11 protein-coding genes are annotated in these 17,200 nt (G+C 63.4%); 3 read left to right on the forward strand and 8 right to left on the reverse strand.

Annotated elements, in window-relative coordinates:
- Nucleotides 1-249: 249 nt before the first annotated feature.
- A complete protein-coding gene (locus tag M2S36_RS13720) occupies nt 250-1,821 on the forward strand; it encodes a TerC family protein (RefSeq protein ID WP_233687666.1) in 1,572 nt (523 codons plus the stop codon).
- Here M2S36_RS13720 and rarD read toward each other — a convergent pair.
- Nucleotides 1,784-2,671 carry an EamA family transporter RarD gene (rarD, locus tag M2S36_RS13725; protein WP_207832565.1) on the reverse strand — a complete coding sequence of 296 codons (888 nt, stop codon included), beginning with the start codon at nt 2,669-2,671 and terminating at the stop codon, nt 1,784-1,786. The two genes, M2S36_RS13720 and rarD, sit on opposite strands and share 38 nt — an antisense overlap.
- 32 nt (nt 2,672-2,703) lie before the next feature.
- Nucleotides 2,704-4,290: an EAL domain-containing protein gene (locus M2S36_RS13730; protein WP_207832567.1), complete on the reverse strand. Its 1,587-nt coding sequence runs from the start codon at nt 4,288-4,290 to the stop codon at nt 2,704-2,706.
- A gap of 298 nt (nt 4,291-4,588) precedes the next feature.
- Between M2S36_RS13730 and hppD the strand changes: the two genes are divergently transcribed.
- On the forward strand, nt 4,589-5,665 hold the full coding sequence (gene hppD / locus M2S36_RS13735) for a 4-hydroxyphenylpyruvate dioxygenase (RefSeq protein ID WP_025339331.1): 1,077 nt from the start codon (nt 4,589-4,591) through the stop codon (nt 5,663-5,665).
- Nucleotides 5,666-5,687: 22 nt separating this feature from the next.
- On the opposite strand, the gene M2S36_RS13740 is transcribed toward hppD, so the two are convergent.
- Together M2S36_RS13740 and M2S36_RS13745 are read right to left on the reverse strand one after the other, a co-directional pair.
- Nucleotides 5,688-6,494: a CSS-motif domain-containing protein gene (locus M2S36_RS13740; RefSeq protein ID WP_207832569.1), complete on the reverse strand. Its 807-nt coding sequence runs from the start codon at nt 6,492-6,494 to the stop codon at nt 5,688-5,690.
- 133 nt (nt 6,495-6,627) lie between these two features.
- Nucleotides 6,628-7,314 carry a type 1 glutamine amidotransferase domain-containing protein gene (locus M2S36_RS13745; protein WP_233687667.1) on the reverse strand — a complete coding sequence of 229 codons (687 nt, stop codon included), beginning with the start codon at nt 7,312-7,314 and terminating at the stop codon, nt 6,628-6,630.
- Between the two features lie 171 nt (nt 7,315-7,485).
- Between M2S36_RS13745 and M2S36_RS13750 the strand changes: the two genes are divergently transcribed.
- Nucleotides 7,486-9,555 (forward strand): hybrid sensor histidine kinase/response regulator, encoded by a 2,070-nt coding sequence (locus tag M2S36_RS13750; protein WP_233694507.1) that lies wholly within the window; start codon nt 7,486-7,488, stop codon nt 9,553-9,555.
- A gap of 6 nt (nt 9,556-9,561) precedes the next feature.
- On the opposite strand, the gene M2S36_RS13755 is transcribed toward M2S36_RS13750, so the two are convergent.
- The 4 genes from M2S36_RS13755 to M2S36_RS13770 all read right to left on the reverse strand — a co-directional run bounded on the left by M2S36_RS13755 (nt 9,562) and on the right by M2S36_RS13770 (nt 17,199).
- Nucleotides 9,562-11,196, reverse strand: a complete 1,635-nt coding sequence (locus M2S36_RS13755; RefSeq protein WP_207832572.1) for a response regulator — start codon at nt 11,194-11,196, stop codon at nt 9,562-9,564.
- Between the two features lie 79 nt (nt 11,197-11,275).
- Complete coding sequence (locus M2S36_RS13760) at nt 11,276-12,331, reverse strand: tetratricopeptide repeat protein (protein ID WP_207832573.1); 1,056 nt, start codon at nt 12,329-12,331, stop codon at nt 11,276-11,278.
- 276 nt (nt 12,332-12,607) lie between these two features.
- Entirely contained in the window at nt 12,608-14,023 is a 1,416-nt protein-coding gene (locus M2S36_RS13765) for a TolC family protein (RefSeq protein WP_333957286.1), read from the reverse strand.
- Nucleotides 14,020-17,199 (reverse strand): efflux RND transporter permease subunit, encoded by a 3,180-nt coding sequence (locus M2S36_RS13770; protein WP_207832575.1) that lies wholly within the window; start codon nt 17,197-17,199, stop codon nt 14,020-14,022. Before M2S36_RS13770 ends, M2S36_RS13765 begins: the two co-directional genes overlap by 4 nt.
- Nucleotide 17,200 lies beyond the last annotated feature (1 nt).

A 17,200-nucleotide genomic window follows, 5' to 3' on the forward strand; every position in this document is an offset into this window, starting at 1 on the left:
AAGCCGCTCCCACAGGGTCCCCGCTAATTCAATGAGTTATGTGCAGTTCTATGAGAGCGTGGCTCCGAGATGTTGTTACAGGTTTTGTAATAGTTTTGCGCTATCAGGGAATGCTGCAGCGCTTGTAGGATCATTCTTCCTATTTGCTATCAAGGTCTATATGAGCACCTTCGCGGAGCCCCCCAGTCCCCGGCCTTTACGGCCTTCCTTCTCCCGTCCACGTGACGCTGCCCTCGTGAGTACCCGCTAATGGAATGGCTAGCCGACCCCACGGCCTGGCTGGGCCTGTTGACGCTGATCGTCCTCGAGCTGGTGCTGGGTATCGACAATCTGGTGTTCATCGCCATTCTTGCCGACAAGCTGCCGCCGCACCAGCGCGACCGCGCGCGGGTCATTGGCCTGAGCCTGGCGTTGATCATGCGCCTGGGCCTGTTGGCCAGTATCTCGTGGATGGTCACCCTGACCGCGCCGTTGTTCGAGGTGTTCGACAAGAGCTTCTCGGGCCGTGACCTGATCATGCTGTTCGGTGGTGTTTTCCTGCTGTTCAAGGCCACCATGGAGCTGCATGAACGCCTGGAAGGCCACGTCGCCCAGGCCAGCGGTGTGGTGCGCCACGCTGCGTTCTGGCCGATTGTCGCGCAGATCGTGGTGCTCGATGCGGTGTTCTCGCTGGACGCGGTGATCACCGCGGTGGGCATGGTCGAGCAGTTGTCGGTGATGATGATCGCGGTAATCTTCTCGATCGGCATCATGATCGTTGCCAGCAAGCCGCTGACCCGCTTCGTCAACGCCCACCCCACGGTGATCATGCTGTGCCTGGGCTTCCTGATGATGATCGGCTTCAGCCTGACCGCCGAAGGCCTGGGCTTCCATATCCCCAAAGGTTACCTGTATGCGGCCATCGGCTTCTCGATCCTGATCGAGCTGTTCAACCAGCTGGCCCGTGCCCGCCGCAAGCGCAGCCTGCAGCAGCACCGACCACTGCGTGAGCGCACCGCGCATGCGGTGCTGCGCCTGCTGGGTGGCCGCCGGGTCGAGGCTGACGAGGTGGGCGAGGAAATCGCCGACCTGGTCGAAGGTGGTGAGGAGCAGGTGTTGTTCGACCGCCGCGAACGGGTAATGATCAGTGGCGTGCTGAACCTGGCCGAGCGGCCGATCCGCACAGTGATGACCGCCCGCGCCGAGGTCGATGTGATCGATCTGGCGCAGCCGGCCGACGCCGTTGCCCAGGCCCTGGCCCATTCGCCGTACTCGCGCCTGCCGTTGATCCGCGATGGCCGCGTGGACGAGCCACTGGGCTTCGTGCACAAGAAGGAACTGCTCAAGGAACTGCTGTCAGGCAGCCAGCCCGACCTGGAGGGCATGGCGCGGGTACCGCTGAACCTGCTGGAGAGCTTCAGTATCCTCAACGCCCTTGAGCAGATGCGAGCCCAGTCGACGCACATCGCCTTCGTCGTCAACGAGTTCGGTGACTTCACCGGCCTGCTGACGATGACCGACATTCTCGAATCGATTGCCGGTGAGCTGCCGGATGCCAGCGAGGTCGAAGGCCCGGGTATCGTCCCGGAAGGTGAAGGTTTTGTGGTCAGCGGTGCGTTGAACCTGAGCCAGGTACAAGCGCGTACCGGCTTCAGCGCCCGCGCCACCGAGGACTACCAGACCCTCGCGGGGCTGGTGATGAGCCTGCTCGACCGCCTGCCAATGGTCGGTGACCGCCTGGCCTGGAATGGCTGGACGCTGACCGTGGAAGCGGTCGAGGAGCGGCGAGTGCGCCAGGTTCGGCTTACACCGAACGGCGGCGTTGACGCAGCAGGTGTTTGAAACCTTCGATCACCAGCACCAGCACCGCGGCCCAGATCGGCAGGTAGGTCAGCCACTGGTCCGGGCCGATGGTTTCGCCCAGCAGCAGCGCCACGCCGACCAGTAGCACCGGTTCGACGTAGCTGAGCAGGCCGAACAGGCTGAACGGCAGCAAGCGGCTGGCCAGCACGTAGGCGATCAGGGCCGATGCACTGATCGCCCCGAGGATCGGGATCAACGCATACAACCCGGGGTGTGCCTGCAGATCGGCAGGAGAAAGCGGGCCTTGGATCACGAAGTACAACGCCCAGGGCAACAGCAGGCACATGTCGCACCACAGGCCACCCAGGTGCTCGGTGCGGCAGCGCTTGCGCAACACGAAGTAGATCGGGTAACCGATCGTCACCACCAGGGTTTCCCAGGCGAAACTGCCATGCTGGTACAGCTCGTGGCCCACGCCCAGCGCAGCGCAGGCCACGGCCACCTTCTGCAGGCGTGACAGGCGCTCGCCATACACCAGCCGCCCGGTCAGGACCATGGCCAGCGGCAGCAGGAAGTAGCCCATCGACACTTCCAGGCTGCGCCCGTGCAGGGGGGCCCAGAGGAACAGCCATAGCTGCACGCCCATCAGCCACGATGTGCCGACCATGCCCAGCAACAGCAGCGGCGTGCGTCTTGCCCGAGCGAGCAGTTCGCCCACCCGTTTCCAGTCTTTCGAGACAAGCATGAACAGGGTCAGGCAGGGCAGCGTCAACAGGGTGCGCCAGCCAAAGATCTCCTCGCCATCGAGCGGCGTGAGCAGAGAGGTATAGAAGTACATCACGGCGAACAGACAGGACGCCATGACCGACGAGAGAATGCCTTTTGACACGAATGCCTCGAATAGGGAATTGAGCGGGTGGATCAGCCGCGCATGATCTCAGGGGGCGCGGCTTGCGGCAACCGCGATGCAGCCGGGCGTGCCGCCAGCGCCTCGAGGAACTGGGCAGCCGGCATGGGCCTGGCGAACAGGTAGCCCTGCTGGAAGTCCACCTCGTGACGGGCCAGGTAATCGCGCTGTGCTTCGGTTTCCACGCCTTCGGCAACGATGCCCAGGCCCAGCTTGGCCGACAGCTCGATGATGGTCTCGAGGATGTGTACCGACAGTGCGTCGGCACCGATCATGGCAACGAAGCTCTGGTCGATCTTCAGGTAGTCGACCTTGAACTGGCGCAGGTAGTTGAGGCTTGACTGACCGGTGCCGAAATCGTCCAGGGCGATCTTCACACCCATGGCGTTGAGCTTCTCGAACAGTTCCAGGGCCACCGGTGTGGCCTCGATCAGCTTGCGCTCGGTCAGCTCCAGGGTGAGCACCACCCGGCCTGGCGGGAAGTGCTGGAGGAACGTGCGGCAGTCGTCCAGCAGGCTGAAGTCGCGGCAGTGGTCGGCAGTGATGTTGATGCCGATATGGAAACCGTCTTCCAGCAGCCCGGCATAGGGTGCAAGGTTCTGCGCGGTGTGCATCATCAGCGCACGGGTCATGGCGACGATCTGGCCACTGTGTTCGGCATAGGGGATGAACAGGTCGGGGCGTACCAGTCCTTCGCGCGGGTGGTTCCAGCGCATCAGTACTTCGGCGCCGGCCCAGCGGTAATCACCCTTGCGCACCACCGGCTGGAAATACGGCAGGAACTCGTCGGCTTCCAGGGCCCGTTGCAGTTCGGCGCGCGGGGAGGTGGCGCGACGAACCTGCCAGCGGCACACCAGGGCGGCCACCGCACCCAGTACCAGCAGCAAGCCGAACAGGGCAGGGTAATGGCTGCGCCACAGCAGCCCCTGCTGGTCGGCGCCATAACCGCCATGCACGCTGAACGGGTAGCGTGTCGAGCCCAGCAGCACATTTGCGCTGGCTGCCGCAGGTGGCACACCTTTGTGCACGATGCCATCCTTGCCCATCCAGGCATCACCCACGCGGATCTGCAGGACTTCATCGGGGCCGATCAGGCGCAGTGCCGTCAGCAGGTGTTCGCCATCCACCGTACTGATCGCGCCGCGGTCGCCGTCGCTGGCCCGATAAACCAGCAGCGGGTGGCCAGGGGTGACCGAGTTGCCGTCCATCAGCCACAGCTTGCCGTCGACGTAGTCGCCGGGGTTGACCGGCTCGTCGAATGCGCCGAACAGCGAGGTGCAATAAAGGGCGTTGTGCCGGAACAGGTTGGTCGAGCGCACGAAGGCGTTGCGCGTGACCTGGGCGCGCAGCATGAGCTGAGCCTCGTCGCACGGGCTGTCGACAAGCGGCAGCAGGGCATTGGCAGCGCTGGACAGGTTGTCGAGAATGCGCTCGACGTGCTCCACCACCTGGCGGGCGGTGGCCTGGCTGCTGGCCTGCATTTCGCGCTCGATCTGCCAGTTCATCACGGCCAGGCCGCACGCCACCGGCAGCACGCCGACGACCCAGGGCAACAGGGTGCGCCAGCCGAGGCCGGCGCGGCGTTTGACGGTAAGGGGCATGCTGACCTGATCTGTAGAAAGGATTACGAGAGGATAGCCGCTTGTCGGAACCCATGAGCAACTAAAACGCGACAAACCATTTTACGCAATGTAGAATCGATTTACGAATACAACAATAAGGTCCTTCGATACCGAAGGATCAAGCCCGCCGAGAATGGGTCCACATGACATACCATGGGTTCAAGCTGATAATAGGTGACTTCCTCGCCCGCAGCGTGCGGGGTATCCCGTGCTCACCACCATTTACGTCCCACATCCCACGCAATCAATAATTTTCGCTGCAGATGAGGACACGAACATGGCTGATATCTTCGACAATCCAATGGGCCTGATGGGCTTCGAATTCATCGAACTGGCTTCGCCGACCCCTGGCGTACTCGAGCCGGTATTCCAGATGCTGGGCTTCACCAAGGTGGCTACCCACCGTTCCAAGGATGTGCACCTGTATCGCCAGGGCGACATCAACCTGATCCTGAACAACGAACCCAAGAGCATCGCCTCGTACTTCGCCGCCGAACACGGCCCGTCGGTATGCGGCATGGCGTTCCGCGTGCGCAACGCCCATGAGGCCTATGCCCGCGCCCTGGAACTGGGCGCCCAGCCGGTGGAAATCGAAACCGGCCCGATGGAGCTGCGCCTGCCGGCGATCAAGGGCATCGGCGGTGCGCCGCTGTACCTGATCGACCGTTTCGAGGAAGGCAGCTCGATCTATGACATCGACTTCAAGTTCATCGAGGGTGTGGACCGCAACCCGGTGGGTGCCGGCCTGAAGATCATCGACCACCTCACCCACAACGTTTATCGCGGGCGCATGTCGTACTGGGCGGGCTTCTACGAGAAGCTGTTCAACTTCCGTGAAATCCGCTACTTCGACATCAAGGGTGAGTACACCGGCCTGACTTCGCGCGCCATGACCGCACCGGATGGCATGATCCGCATCCCGCTGAACGAAGAGTCGTCCAAGGGCTCCGGGCAGATCGAAGAGTTCCTGATGCAGTTCAACGGCGAAGGTATCCAGCACGTCGCCTTCCTGACCGATGACCTGCTCAAGACCTGGGACGCCCTCAAGGGCTTCGGCATGCGCTTCATGACTGCACCGCCGCAAACCTACTACGAGATGCTCGAAGAGCGCCTGCCAGGTCACGGCGAGCCGGTAGACCAGCTGAAAGCGCGCGGCATTCTCCTTGATGGCGCCTCGCAGCCTGACGACAAGCGCCTGCTGCTGCAGATCTTCTCAGAAACACTGCTCGGCCCGGTGTTCTTCGAGTTCATCCAGCGCAAGGGTGATGACGGCTTTGGCGAGGGCAACTTCAAGGCCCTGTTCGAGTCCATCGAGCGCGACCAGGTGCGCCGTGGTGTGCTGAGCACCGACTGATCCCCTTGGAGTACCGCCGCCGTCATGCATGGTTGGCGGCGGTACCACGCCGGTTGACCCGCGCCCTGAACAGGGTCAGATAGACAATCGAGCCTGTCACGATCCCCACCAGCATCAGCGAAGGCATGATTTGCAGCATCGACTGGCGGGCTTCCCGAGCGGTATAGCCTTGGGCGTAGCCACCCTTGACCTGATATCCATATTTGGCCGAATGCGCGCTTGCAGTGAACTCGGACTGAGAGGGACGTTGCCTGTCGCGGCTGTCTCCGTGGCTCCAGATGTACCGGTCGCCAAACGCCAGCAGCAGCGTCAAGCCATCCTGAAAAGCGTCCAGCTCGTTGCGCAGTTGCATGGCATAGGCGGTCACTATGACACCGTTGTCCTTGCCACCCAGGTAAAAGTTGACCAGCAATTTATTGGCCACTGACCCTGGGCCGTAGGCCAGTTCGACCTGGCGGCCGGACAGGGCAAAGGCCGACAACTCAGCCAGTGAATCCGAGGTGGTGCTGCAGTAGGCCTGGTCGTCCTTGAGCAGGGACAGCGAACGCACCATGGAGCGGCTGGCCACCTGGTCCCGCAACGTGCCGATGACGTCATTGCAAGGTTTGCCCGCAAGGGGCAGGGCCTGAAGAGCGGTTTCGTGCATGCGGTCCAGCGCTTGATCAACGCTGAAAACTGCCTCCTGGACCGAAATGTTCGCGTTTTCCGCGAGTTTCGTTTCCAGTTGGAACACCATCACCAGCAACCCTGAAACCACGGGCACCAGGCCCAAGGCGATGAGCAGCAGCAGTTCCAGCAAGCTGCGCCCGGCGTGCATGATTTTCGACATAGGCCAATTGCTCTCCGGTCCGAAACTGTTCGTGGTGAACAGTTGAACCCTGAGCCTATGTATTCAATGACCGGCCGGCTGTAGGCCGGGTGCAGTGCGCGTTATGGGAAATCCGAAAGCCCGGCGTAGGCCGCTAGCGGCCCTTGAGTTTCGCGAGCACTTTCTCGGCCAGCAATTCTGTGGAGGCAGGGTTCTGCCCGGTGATCAGCCGACCATCGGCAACCACATACGGCTGCCACGGGTCATCATGCTTGCTGTAGTTACCGCCGCGGGCGCCCAGCTCGTTTTCCGTCAGGAAAGGGACCACCTTGTCCAGTTCCACCAGCTTTTCCTCGGTATTGGAGAAACCGGTCACCTGACGGTCCTTCAGCAACAGGCTGTTATCGCTGAGCTTGATGTTCAGCAGGCCGACAACACCATGGCAGACCGCAGCGACAATGCCCTTGTTCTCGTAGACCCGGCGTGCCAGCTCTTGCAGCGGCTGATTGTCGGCAAAGTCATACATTACCCCGTGCCCGCCGGTGTAGTAGATGACGCTGTATTCTTCGGCTTTCACCTGGCCAGGGCTCAAGGTGTTGCCCAGGCGGCTCATGAAGCGCTTGTCGTCATACCACTGCCAGTCCAGGTCGGGGGCCATTTGCAGGCTGTGCGGGTCGACGGGTACGTAGCCGCCCTGCGGGCTGACATAATCGACCGTGTAGCCGGCATTTTCGACTTTTTCGACAAAGTGCACGGCTTCCCCCAGCCACAACCCGGTAGCCCGCTTGAGGGTCGGATACTTGGCTGTATTGGTCAGCACCACCAGCATTTTCTTGCTCATGACCACGCTCCCGTCGGCAACCTGAATGGGCCGTTGCTCCCTGGCCCGAGGGAAAACCTAATGAGCATAGCTGTCAGGTGCGAGTACGCCATTATTGCGTGGCGTGTGTTGTGCTAACGTGAACGGCATCCACGGGCGCGCCCGTGCGCTTTCCTGAACCCTGCTGGAGTCATGATAGTGGTCGCAAACGGTACGCCGCGCGAGCCTGCGCCGCAGGTTATCCTGCAAGCGCCTGTGTTGGCGCCGGACATGATGGCCGAGCGGATTGCACGCTTCGACTGGGGGCGCACATCGCTCGGGCCATTGCCGCGCTGGCCGGCCTCGTTGCGCATTGCCGTCGACATGATGCACTTGTCACCGTTCCCGTGTGCTGTGGTCTGGGGGCCGGACCTTAGCGTGGTCCACAACGATGCCTACCGGGCGTTGCGGCCGGTTGCCCTGGATGCATTGGGCCTGGCCTTCGATGCGCTGTGGAGCGATGTATGGCCGGCGATGGGGCCTTGGGTATTCAAGGCGCTTGAAGGGCACTCGAGTTTTGTCGAGGACCCACCACTGCGTATTGCCTGCGGCGAAGGCATGGACCCGTTTTGGTGTGCGTTCGGTTATGCGCCGCTTCGTGATGAGCTGGGCAGCGTGGCGGGCTTTCTGCACACGGTGATCGAGACCACCGCGAGCATTGAGGCTTACCACCATTGGCGCGAGCAGGCGCAAGGCTTCGAGCGACAGATCGAACAGCATGTGGCCGAGCGCGAGCAGTTCTGGCAGTTGTCGCGTGATGCGATGATGACGGTTACTCCCGAGCTGAAGGTGCATGCCGCTAACCCCGCCTGGTACCGCATTCTGGGTTGGGCCGAGGAGCAGGTACGGGACGTTCCGGTACTGGAACTGGTGCATCCGGCGGATCGCGCCGAAGTACAGGTGGCCGTGTCCGGGTTCCTGCAGTACAGCAACACCGAGCAGTTGGAGACCCGCCTGCGTCATCGCGATGGCCATTACCACTGGTTTCGCTGGAGCGCGCGCTTCGATGGCACCCTGCTGACTGCGGTTGGCCGGGACATCACCGAGGACCGTGAAGAGGCTGCTCGTCAATCCGAAGCCCTGATGCGCAACAACGAACGCCTGGAGGTGGTTGGCCAGTTGGCCGGCGGCGTGGGCCATGAAATGAACAACTTGCTGTCCGGTATCGGTGGCAGCCTCGAATTGCTGCAACGGCGCCTGCAGGAAGGGCGACTGGAGCGGGTAGAGGCCTATGTCGCGGTGGCACGTGACTCGGTGCAGCGCGCCATGGAGCTGACCCATCGCTTGCTGGCGTTTTCTCGTCATCAGCCTTTGGCTCCCAAACCGCTGGACTTCAACCGGCAATTGCGGCTGAGCGAACCCCTGTTGCTGCGTACGCTGGGCGCCGAAATGCGTTTGCACTGGCAGCTGGATGTTACGCCGTGGGCGGTGAACCTCGATGTTTCCCAGCTTGAAAATGCCTTGATCAATCTTTGCGCCAATGCCCGTGAAGCGTGCCTGGAACGTGGCAATGTCACGCTGCGTACCGTCAACAAGCGGTTGAAAACGTGTTTTCCGGATGAGGACGGCCTGCCGCCAGGCGACTACGTTGCCTTGCAGGTGGAGGATGATGGCCATGGCATGTCGGCGGTAGACATTGCCAGGGCCTTTGAGCCGTTCTTTACCACCAAGCCCATCGGGCGTGGCTCAGGGCTTGGCTTGTCGATGGTGTATGGCTTCGTCGGCCAGTCGGGGGGGTACGCCTGGATCGAGTCGGCGCCAAACCAGGGCACCAAGGTTTCCATGCTTTTTCCAAGGTGGCATGACCCGGTACCCGAGGCGCCCGCGCTGGCGCCGCGCTCGCACCGCATGGCCGGGGGGGAACGCCTGTTGCTGGTCGATGACGAGCTCGGTTTGCGTGCGGTGATGCGCGAGTACCTGACCGAGCGTGGTTTCGAAGTCACTGAGGCGGGCGACGCCAATAGTGCGCTGGAGCGCTTCCGCCATGGCGGCCCGTTCGATCTGGTGATCACCGACATCGGCTTGCCGGGTGGTTTCAGTGGTCGCCAGGTGGCCAAGGCCATGCGCATGCAGCTGCCGCAGCAGAAGATCCTGTTCATCACCGGTTACGCGGATCAGCCGATCGAAGCGCAGTTGCTCGAACAGCCGGGCACGGCATTGATGAACAAGCCGTTCCCGCTGGCAGACCTTGCCGACCAGGCGTTACGCATGCTTGAGGCGTAATGCGTTTCAGGGCTTGCCCAGAATGTGGGTCACCTGCGCCTGCAGTTGCTTGAGTTCGAAGGGCTTGCAAATCAGGTGCATGCCCGCCTCCAGGAAGCCCTCGCGGGCCATTGCCGTTTCCGCGTAACCGGTAATGAACAGCACCGGCAAGCGGGGGCGCAGGCTGCGCGCAATCTTGGCCAACTGGCGGCCATTCATGCCGGGCAAGCCGACATCGCTAACCAGCAAATCCACCGGTTGTGTCGAGCGCAGCACCTTCAGGCCCTCGTTGGCGTCGGCGGCACTGTGGCAGGCGAGGCCATCCTCGCGCAGGGCCTGGCACAGCAATTGGCGGACATGCGGGTCGTCCTCGACCACCAGCACGTGATGGCCCCGGCTACCTTCCACGGGCTGTGCGGGTTGCGTGGGTTGCACGGGTTTGCCCGGTGGCTGGGCCTTGCCGGCGTGGCGTGGAAGGTACAGGTCCACCCGGGTACCTTGGCCGATCTGGCTGTGCAAGGTGACATGGCCGTGGGACTGCTTGCTGAAGCCGTACACCATCGACAGGCCCAGGCCGATGCCCTGGCCAATCGCCTTGGTGCTGAAGAACGGCTCGAAGGCATGCTCCAGCGTGCTTTGCGCCATGCCTTGGCCGTCATCGATGATGCGCAGGTGCACATAGTCACCGGCGCACAGGGCGCCACCGGCAAATTGCCCGGTGCCGATGTGCTGGTTAGTGGCCTCGATGCGCAGCTGGCCGCCATTGGGCATGGCTTCGCAGGCATTGAGCAGCACGTTGTCGAGGGCTTCCTGCAACTGCTGGGCATCGGCTTCGACAGACCACAGGCCCTTGGCGATGTGCACCTGCAGGGTCACGGCCGGGCTCAGGCAGGCCTTCAGGCGCTTTGCCTGAAGCAGGCCGTGCAGATCGACCTGCTGGCTGTGCAGCGATTGCCGGGAAGAGAAGGCCAGCAGGCGGTGGGTCAGGTGGGTGGCGCGTGACACCGCCTCTCGGCCCATGCGCAGCACGGTGTCCAGGCCATCGCTGCGGCCCTGGCGCAGGCGCCGGTCGATCAGCTCGAAGCTGCCGCCAATGCTGGTGAGCAGGTTGTTGAAGTCATGGGCGACCCCCCCGGCCAGTTGGCCGATGGCTTCCATCTTGCGTGTCTGGTGGCGGGCGAACTCGCTGCGCTCGTGGTCTTCGCCCGCAGGCGCGGTCTGGGCGTCCAGGCGTTGCTGCAGGTCAAGCAACTGGTCGCGCGCCAGGTACTGCCGGCGCCGGTTGCGCAGGGCTGACTGGGCCATGTGCAGCAGTTGGGCGTTTTCGAACGGGGCAACCAGCAGTACCAGGTTGCCCACCGGATGGTTGGTCGAGCCCATGGCCGCTTGCTTGCCCTGGCTGAGCAGCACGATGGGCAGGTCCGACCAGCTCGGTTGCTGGTCGATGAATGCCTGCAGCAATGCGCTTGGGCCCTGGTTGAACACTTGCTCGTCAATGATCGCCAGGCCTGCGCCTTCGGCCAGGCAGGCTTGCAGGTTGGCCAGGTCGATCGCGCACAGGCTGTCGATGCCGGCGCAAGCGAGCAGGCGAGCAGTATCCGCGGCTAAAGGCGGGGGCGCCAGGATCAACACGCGTTCGTCCAGCGCCAACGAACTGGCCAAAACGATTCTCCTGCAAGGTGGTCTGATATCCACTGGACCTTGGGCGCAGTCCCAGGGTTCAACAAATTTCGGGCGTTGCCTACAGGCCCTGTTGCAGCACGGGATCGTCCGGGTTCTGCCGCTCCAGCTCGGCCAGTAGCACCTGCACGTTCTGCAACTGGCCGGTTTCCTTCCAGTACTGGATCAGCAACACCCGTGCCCGGCGATTGGCCGGCTGGCGGCTTAGCACGGTTTCCAGTTGCTTTTGCGCGGCGTCGAGTTGTTCCAGTTCATGCAGGGTGACTGCCAGTGTATAGCGGTAGTCGGTGTTGTCCGGGTCCAGCTCGACGGCACGGGACAGGGCCAGCAAGGCGTATTCGCGCTGTTCGTGGCGGATCAGCCAGAGCCCCAGTTCGTACTGCAGAAAGGCTGAATCGGGGCTCAGCGCCAAGGCTTTGCCCAGCACCTGGCGCGAAGCGTCGTGATGACCCTGGCGCTCAAGCAGGCGTACCTGGGTAGCCAATGCGTCGAGGTTGCCGGGGGCGACGGCCAGCGCTCGTTGCAGGGCGTTGGCGGCCTGGGTGAAGTCGTTTTCGTGCAGGTACAGGCGCGCCAGGTGCACCTGGGCGTCGGCATCCTCGGGTTGTTGCTCCAGGGCCTGCTGGTATTGCTCCAAGGCAACCTGTAGCGGGCCGAAATACAGGCCTATGTCATCGGGGGCAAGGCCGAGCAGGGCATCTACCGCGGCAAAGCGTACGCTTTGCTCGTCGTCGTCCAGCAGCGGGCCGAGTACCAGGCTGCGCTGCGCTGCCGGCAGCAGGCGTCGGATACCGGCAATGGCAGCACGGCGCACCAGCGGGTCGGCATGCTCCAGGTCCTGACGGGCGAGTTTCAATGCCTGCGGCGAGGGGTAGTTGGGCAACTCGGCGTACAGCGCCGCGCGGCGGATGGCGGGCAAGTCGGTGCGTTGCAACTGTTGGTACAGCACCCGGGCGGCACCGGGCTGGCCGTCATGGGCCTGACGCAGGGCCTTGGCGTAGCTGTGTGCAGGCAGGGTTGGCGGTGCTGACGGGGCGTCGCGCCACAGGTAGCCGAACAGGGCCGATACCAGGATCAACAGCAGCAGGGCGATCAGGTAGCGGTTGCGTCTGGGCATCGGACGATCCGTGGCGGCGGGAAGGGCAGAGCTTGGGCTAGCTGGGGGGTAAATGCAACCGAGTGAGGGTTGCGTGGCGCCTGCCTCGGGTTTTGCGGTGGGGCATAAATCGAGCGCCGCCCGCGCGGCGCACGGTCTCACAGGCAATGAAAATATTGTGGCGAACACCCACCCCGAAACACACTTCCAAAAACATAAAAAAGCCCCGCGGACCAAGGCCTGCGGGGCAAACGGTTGGGGGAGGAGCCAACCAAAGGAGTCGTTGAAACGGGGGTATCAGTGCGCGCTGGCGACAGTCTCCGGTTGCCAGCCGCCACCCAGGGCCTTGTAGATCGAGACGATGCCGCGGTACAGCTCGACCTCACCCTGGGCTTGCGCATCTTCAGCGCTCAGCCGCTCACGCTCGGCATCGAGCAGCACCAGGTAGTCCACCGTGCCCTCGCGATAGCGAATCGAGGCCAGTTCCGCCGCCTTGCGGCTGGCGTCGCTCTGGCGCATCAACGACAACAGCCGCTGCTGGGTCTTGTCGTAATCGCTGAAGGCGTTGGCCGATTCTTCCAGGGCCAGCAATACCTGCTGTTCATAGTTGGCCAGCGCCCCTTCGGCATCAGCCTTGGCACCGCGCAGGCGGGCGCGCACGCTGCCCAGGTCGAAGGCGGCCCAGGTGATGCTTGGGCCCAGCGCCCAGGCATTGGCTGCCGAGGAGCCTATCTGCGAGCCGCGGGCGGCAGTAAAGCCAAGGAAGCCGCTGAGGTTGACACGGGGGAACAGGTCGGCGGTGGCCACGCCAACATTGGCGGTGGCGGCTGCCAGCTGGCGTTCGGCGCTGCGGATGTCCGGGCGGCGCCGCAGCAGTTCACCCGGGTCACCCACCGGCAGCGCCTTGGCAATCGCCGGCAGGGCTTTGGGCGACAGGTCGACGCCAAGTGCATCCGGGCGCTGACCGAGCAGGGTGGCGATGCGGTGCCGCGCGCGTGCCTGTTCCGCCTGCAATTGCGGTACGGTGGCTTCAACACCGGCCAGGCGCGCATCGGCACGCACCACATCGAGATCGTTGCCCACGCCGGCATCGCGCAGGGTTTCGGTGATGGCCCGCGATTCTTGCTGGGTCTTGAGGTTGGCCAGGGCGATCTTCTCGCGTAACTGCGCGCCGCGCAGCTGGCCATAGGCATCGACCAGCTCGGCAATCAGGCTGACCTGCAACTGCTGCAGGTCGGCCGCTGCCACCGCTTCCTGGGCTTCGCTGGCTTCGATCTGGCGCTGGATGCGGCCAAACAGGTCAAGCTCCCAGGCCATGTCCAGGCCCAGGTCGTAGCGCTCGCTGTTCACCCGTTGTGTGGTCTGGCCGGGGATCTGGCCCTTGCCGATGTCGCTGCTGGCGCGGCTGGTGACCACCGGGAACTGATCGTTCTCGGCGTCTTCACGGATCGAACGGGCCGATTTCAGGCGGGCGAAGGCCACGCGCAGGTCCCGGTTGCCGTCCAGCGAAGCCTGCACCAGCTGGTTCAGCACCGGGTCGTCGAACTGCCTCCACCACAGGCTTTCGAAGCGGCTACGGTCGTAGGCCTTGGCCTGTACATCGCTGGCCAGCTGCGCGGGCTCGGTGGCCGGCGCCTGGTAGTCCGGGCCTACCGCGCAGGCCGCCAGGGCCAACGCCAGCAGGCTCGGGGTCAAGGGTTTGAGCAGGTTCATGCATGGTTCTCCAGCACTTGAACGTGTTCGGCCTTGCGGGCCTGGCGACGCTCGACGAAACGGCGAATCAGGAAGAAGAACACCGGGGTCAGGAACAGGCCGAACACGGTCACGCCGATCATCCCCGAGAACACCGCCACACCCATGGCATGGCGCATTTCCGAGCCTGCGCCGGAGCTGAACACCAACGGAACCACACCCATGATGAAGGCGATCGAGGTCATCAGGATCGGCCGCAGGCGCAGGCGGCAGGCTTCCAGTACCGCAGCCAGCGGGTCGAGCCCCTTGGCCTGTTCGTCCTTGGCGAACTCGACGATCAGGATGGCGTTCTTGCACGCCAGGCCTACCAGTACGATCAGGCCGATCTGGGTGAAGATGTTGTTGTCACCACCCGACACGATCACCCCGGTGATGGCCGACAGCAGGGTCATCGGCACGATCAGGATCACCGCCAGCGGCAGGCTCCAGCTTTCGTACTGGGCAGCAAGCACCAGGAAGGCCAGCAGCACGCACAGCGGGAACACGAACAGCGCGGTGTTGCCCGAGAGGATCTGCTGGTAGGTCAGGTCGGTCCACTCGAAGGTCATGCCGTTGGGCAGTTCCTCTTTCAGCAGCTTCTCGATTGCAGCTTCCGCCTGGCCGGAGCTGTAGCCCGGTGCCGCGGCGCCGTTGATCTCGGCGGTGATGAAGCCGTTGTAGTGCATCACCCGGTCCGGCCCGGAGGTGTCGCTGACCTTGAGGAAGGTCGCCAGCGGGATCATTTCGCCAAGGTTGTTGCGCACCTTCAGCTGGCCGATCTGCTCGGCATCGAGGCGGAACTGCTGCTCGGCCTGGACGTTGACCTGGTAGGTGCGGCCAAAGCGGTTGAAGTCGTTGGTGTACAGCGAGCCCAGGTAGACCTGCAGGGTGTCGAAGATGTCGGTGATCGCCACGCCATGGGTCTTGGCCTTTTCCCGGTCGATGGCGGCATCGACCTGCGGCACGTTGACCTGGTAGCTGGTGAACAGGCCCGCCAGCTCCGGCACGTTGTGGCTCTTGGCGATGATGTTCTGGGTTTCCTTGTACAGCGCTTCGTAGCCCAGGTTGCCGCGGTCTTCGATCTGCAGGCGGAAGCCGCCGATGGTGCCCAGGCCTTGTACCGGCGGGGGCGGGAAGATCGCGATGTAGGCGTCCTGGATGTCGGCGAACTGGGCATTCAGTGCAGCTGCGATGGCCGCCGCCGACTGGCTCGGGTCCTTGCGCTCGTCGAACGGCTTGAGCGGGGTGAACACGATGCCGCTGTTGGGGCTGTTGGTGAAACCGTTGATCGACAGGCCAGGGAAGGCTACCGAGTCGGCCACACCAGGCTGCTTCAGGGCGATTTCGCTCATGCGCTTGATCACCGCTTCGGTGCGGTCGAGGCTGGCTGCGTCAGGCAGCTGGGCGAACGCCACCAGGTACTGCTTGTCCTGGGCCGGTACGAAACCGGTCGGGGTGGACGAGAAGCCCAGGTAGGTCAGGCCCATCAGGCCGGCATACACGAACAGGGCGATGCCGCTGGAGCGGATGACCCGGCGCACGCCACCGACGTAACGGTTGGAGGCGCGGTCGAAGAAGCGGTTGAACGGGGCGAACAGCCAGCTGCCCAGCAGTTTTTCCAGGAACCGCGAGAAACGGTCTTTCGGCGCGTGGTGGTCCTTCAACAGTACGGCAGCCAGGGCTGGCGACAGGGTCAGGGAGTTGAACGCCGAGATGACCGTGGAAATGGCGATGGTCAGGGCGAACTGCTTGTAGAACTGCCCGGTCAGGCCGGAAATGAACGCAGCAGGCACGAACACGGCGCACAGCACCAGGGCGGTGGCGATGATCGGCCCGGTCACTTCGCCCATGGCCTTTTGCGTGGCTTCCAGCGGTTTCAGGCCCAGGCCGATGTTGCGCTCGACGTTTTCCACCACGACGATCGCGTCGTCCACCACGATACCGATGGCCAGGACCAGGCCGAACAATGACAGCGCGTTGAGCGAGAAGCCGAACAGGTGCATCACGGCAAAGGTACCGATCAGCGATACCGGTACGGCCATCAGCGGGATGATCGAGGCGCGCCAGGTCTGCAGGAACAGGATGACCACCAGCACCACCAGCACCAGCGCTTCGAACAGGGTGTGCACCACGGCCTCGATGGAGCCACGGACGAACACGGTCGGGTCATAGACGATGCTGTAGTCCATGCCCTCGGGGAAGTCCTTCTTCAGCTCGGCCATTTTCGCCCGTACTTCGTCGGAGATCTCGATGGCGTTGGAGCCTGGGCGCTGGAAGATCGGAATGGCCACTGCCGGCTGGTTGTTCAGCAGCGAACGCAGGGCGTACTGGCTGGAGCCTAGCTCGACCCGGGCGATGTCCTTCAGGCGGGTGATTTCGCCATCGGCACCGGCGCGGATGATGATGTTCTCGAACTCTTCCTCATTGACCAGGCGGCCCTGGGTGTTGATCGACAGCTGGAAGCTGGTCGAGCCCGGGGCGGGCGGGGCGCCCAGCTGGCCAGCCGCCACCTGGCGGTTCTGCTCGCGGATGGCAGCTACCACATCACTGGCGGTGAGGTTGCGCGAAGCGGTCTTGTTCGGGTCCAGCCATACACGCAGCGAGTAGTCGCCCATGCCGAACAACTGCACATCACCCACGCCGCCCAGGCGCGCCAGCTCGTCCTTGATGTTGAGGATGGCGTAGTTGGACAGATAGAGCATGTCGTAGCGGTTGTCCGGCGAGGTCAGGTGCACGACCATGGTCAGGTCGGGCGAGGCCTTGTCGACGGTGATACCGATGCGGGTCACTTCCTCGGGCAGCTTGGGCTGGGTCCGGGTGACGCGGTTCTGCACCTGCACCTGGGCGTTGTCCAGGTCGGTACCCAGGGCGAAGGTGATGGTCAGGGTCAGCTTGCCGTCAGCGGTGGACTGGGAGGACATGTACAACATGTTCTCCACACCGGTGATGGCCTGTTCCAGCGGCGCGGCGACGGTTTCGCCGATGACCTTGGGGTTGGCGCCGGGGAAGTTGGCGCGCACCACCACGGTGGGCGGCACCACTTCGGGGTATTCGCTGATCGGCAGCTGGAACAGCGAGATCGAACCCGCGATCAGCAGCACCAGCGACAGCACCGCGGCGAAGATCGGCCGGGTAATGAAGAATTTCGAGAAGTTCATC

Origin of the sequence: Pseudomonas sp. SF2 (genome assembly GCF_036858055.1) — a bacterium.
Lineage (GTDB): Bacteria > Pseudomonadota > Gammaproteobacteria > Pseudomonadales > Pseudomonadaceae > Aquipseudomonas.

Coding starts and splice junctions, on each gene's coding strand:
- M2S36_RS13720 (WP_233687666.1), top strand. CDS start 250: ATGGAATGGCTAGCCGACCCCACGGCCTGGCTGGGCCTGTTGACGCTG.
- M2S36_RS13745 (WP_233687667.1), bottom strand. CDS start 7,314: ATGAGCAAGAAAATGCTGGTGGTGCTGACCAATACAGCCAAGTATCCG.
- M2S36_RS13750 (WP_233694507.1), top strand. CDS start 7,486: ATGATAGTGGTCGCAAACGGTACGCCGCGCGAGCCTGCGCCGCAGGTT.
- hppD (WP_025339331.1), top strand. CDS start 4,589: ATGGCTGATATCTTCGACAATCCAATGGGCCTGATGGGCTTCGAATTC.
- M2S36_RS13730 (WP_207832567.1), bottom strand. CDS start 4,290: ATGCCCCTTACCGTCAAACGCCGCGCCGGCCTCGGCTGGCGCACCCTG.
- M2S36_RS13740 (WP_207832569.1), bottom strand. CDS start 6,494: ATGTCGAAAATCATGCACGCCGGGCGCAGCTTGCTGGAACTGCTGCTG.
- M2S36_RS13765 (WP_333957286.1), bottom strand. CDS start 14,023: ATGAACCTGCTCAAACCCTTGACCCCGAGCCTGCTGGCGTTGGCCCTG.
- M2S36_RS13760 (WP_207832573.1), bottom strand. CDS start 12,331: ATGCCCAGACGCAACCGCTACCTGATCGCCCTGCTGCTGTTGATCCTG.
- M2S36_RS13770 (WP_207832575.1), bottom strand. CDS start 17,199: ATGAACTTCTCGAAATTCTTCATTACCCGGCCGATCTTCGCCGCGGTG.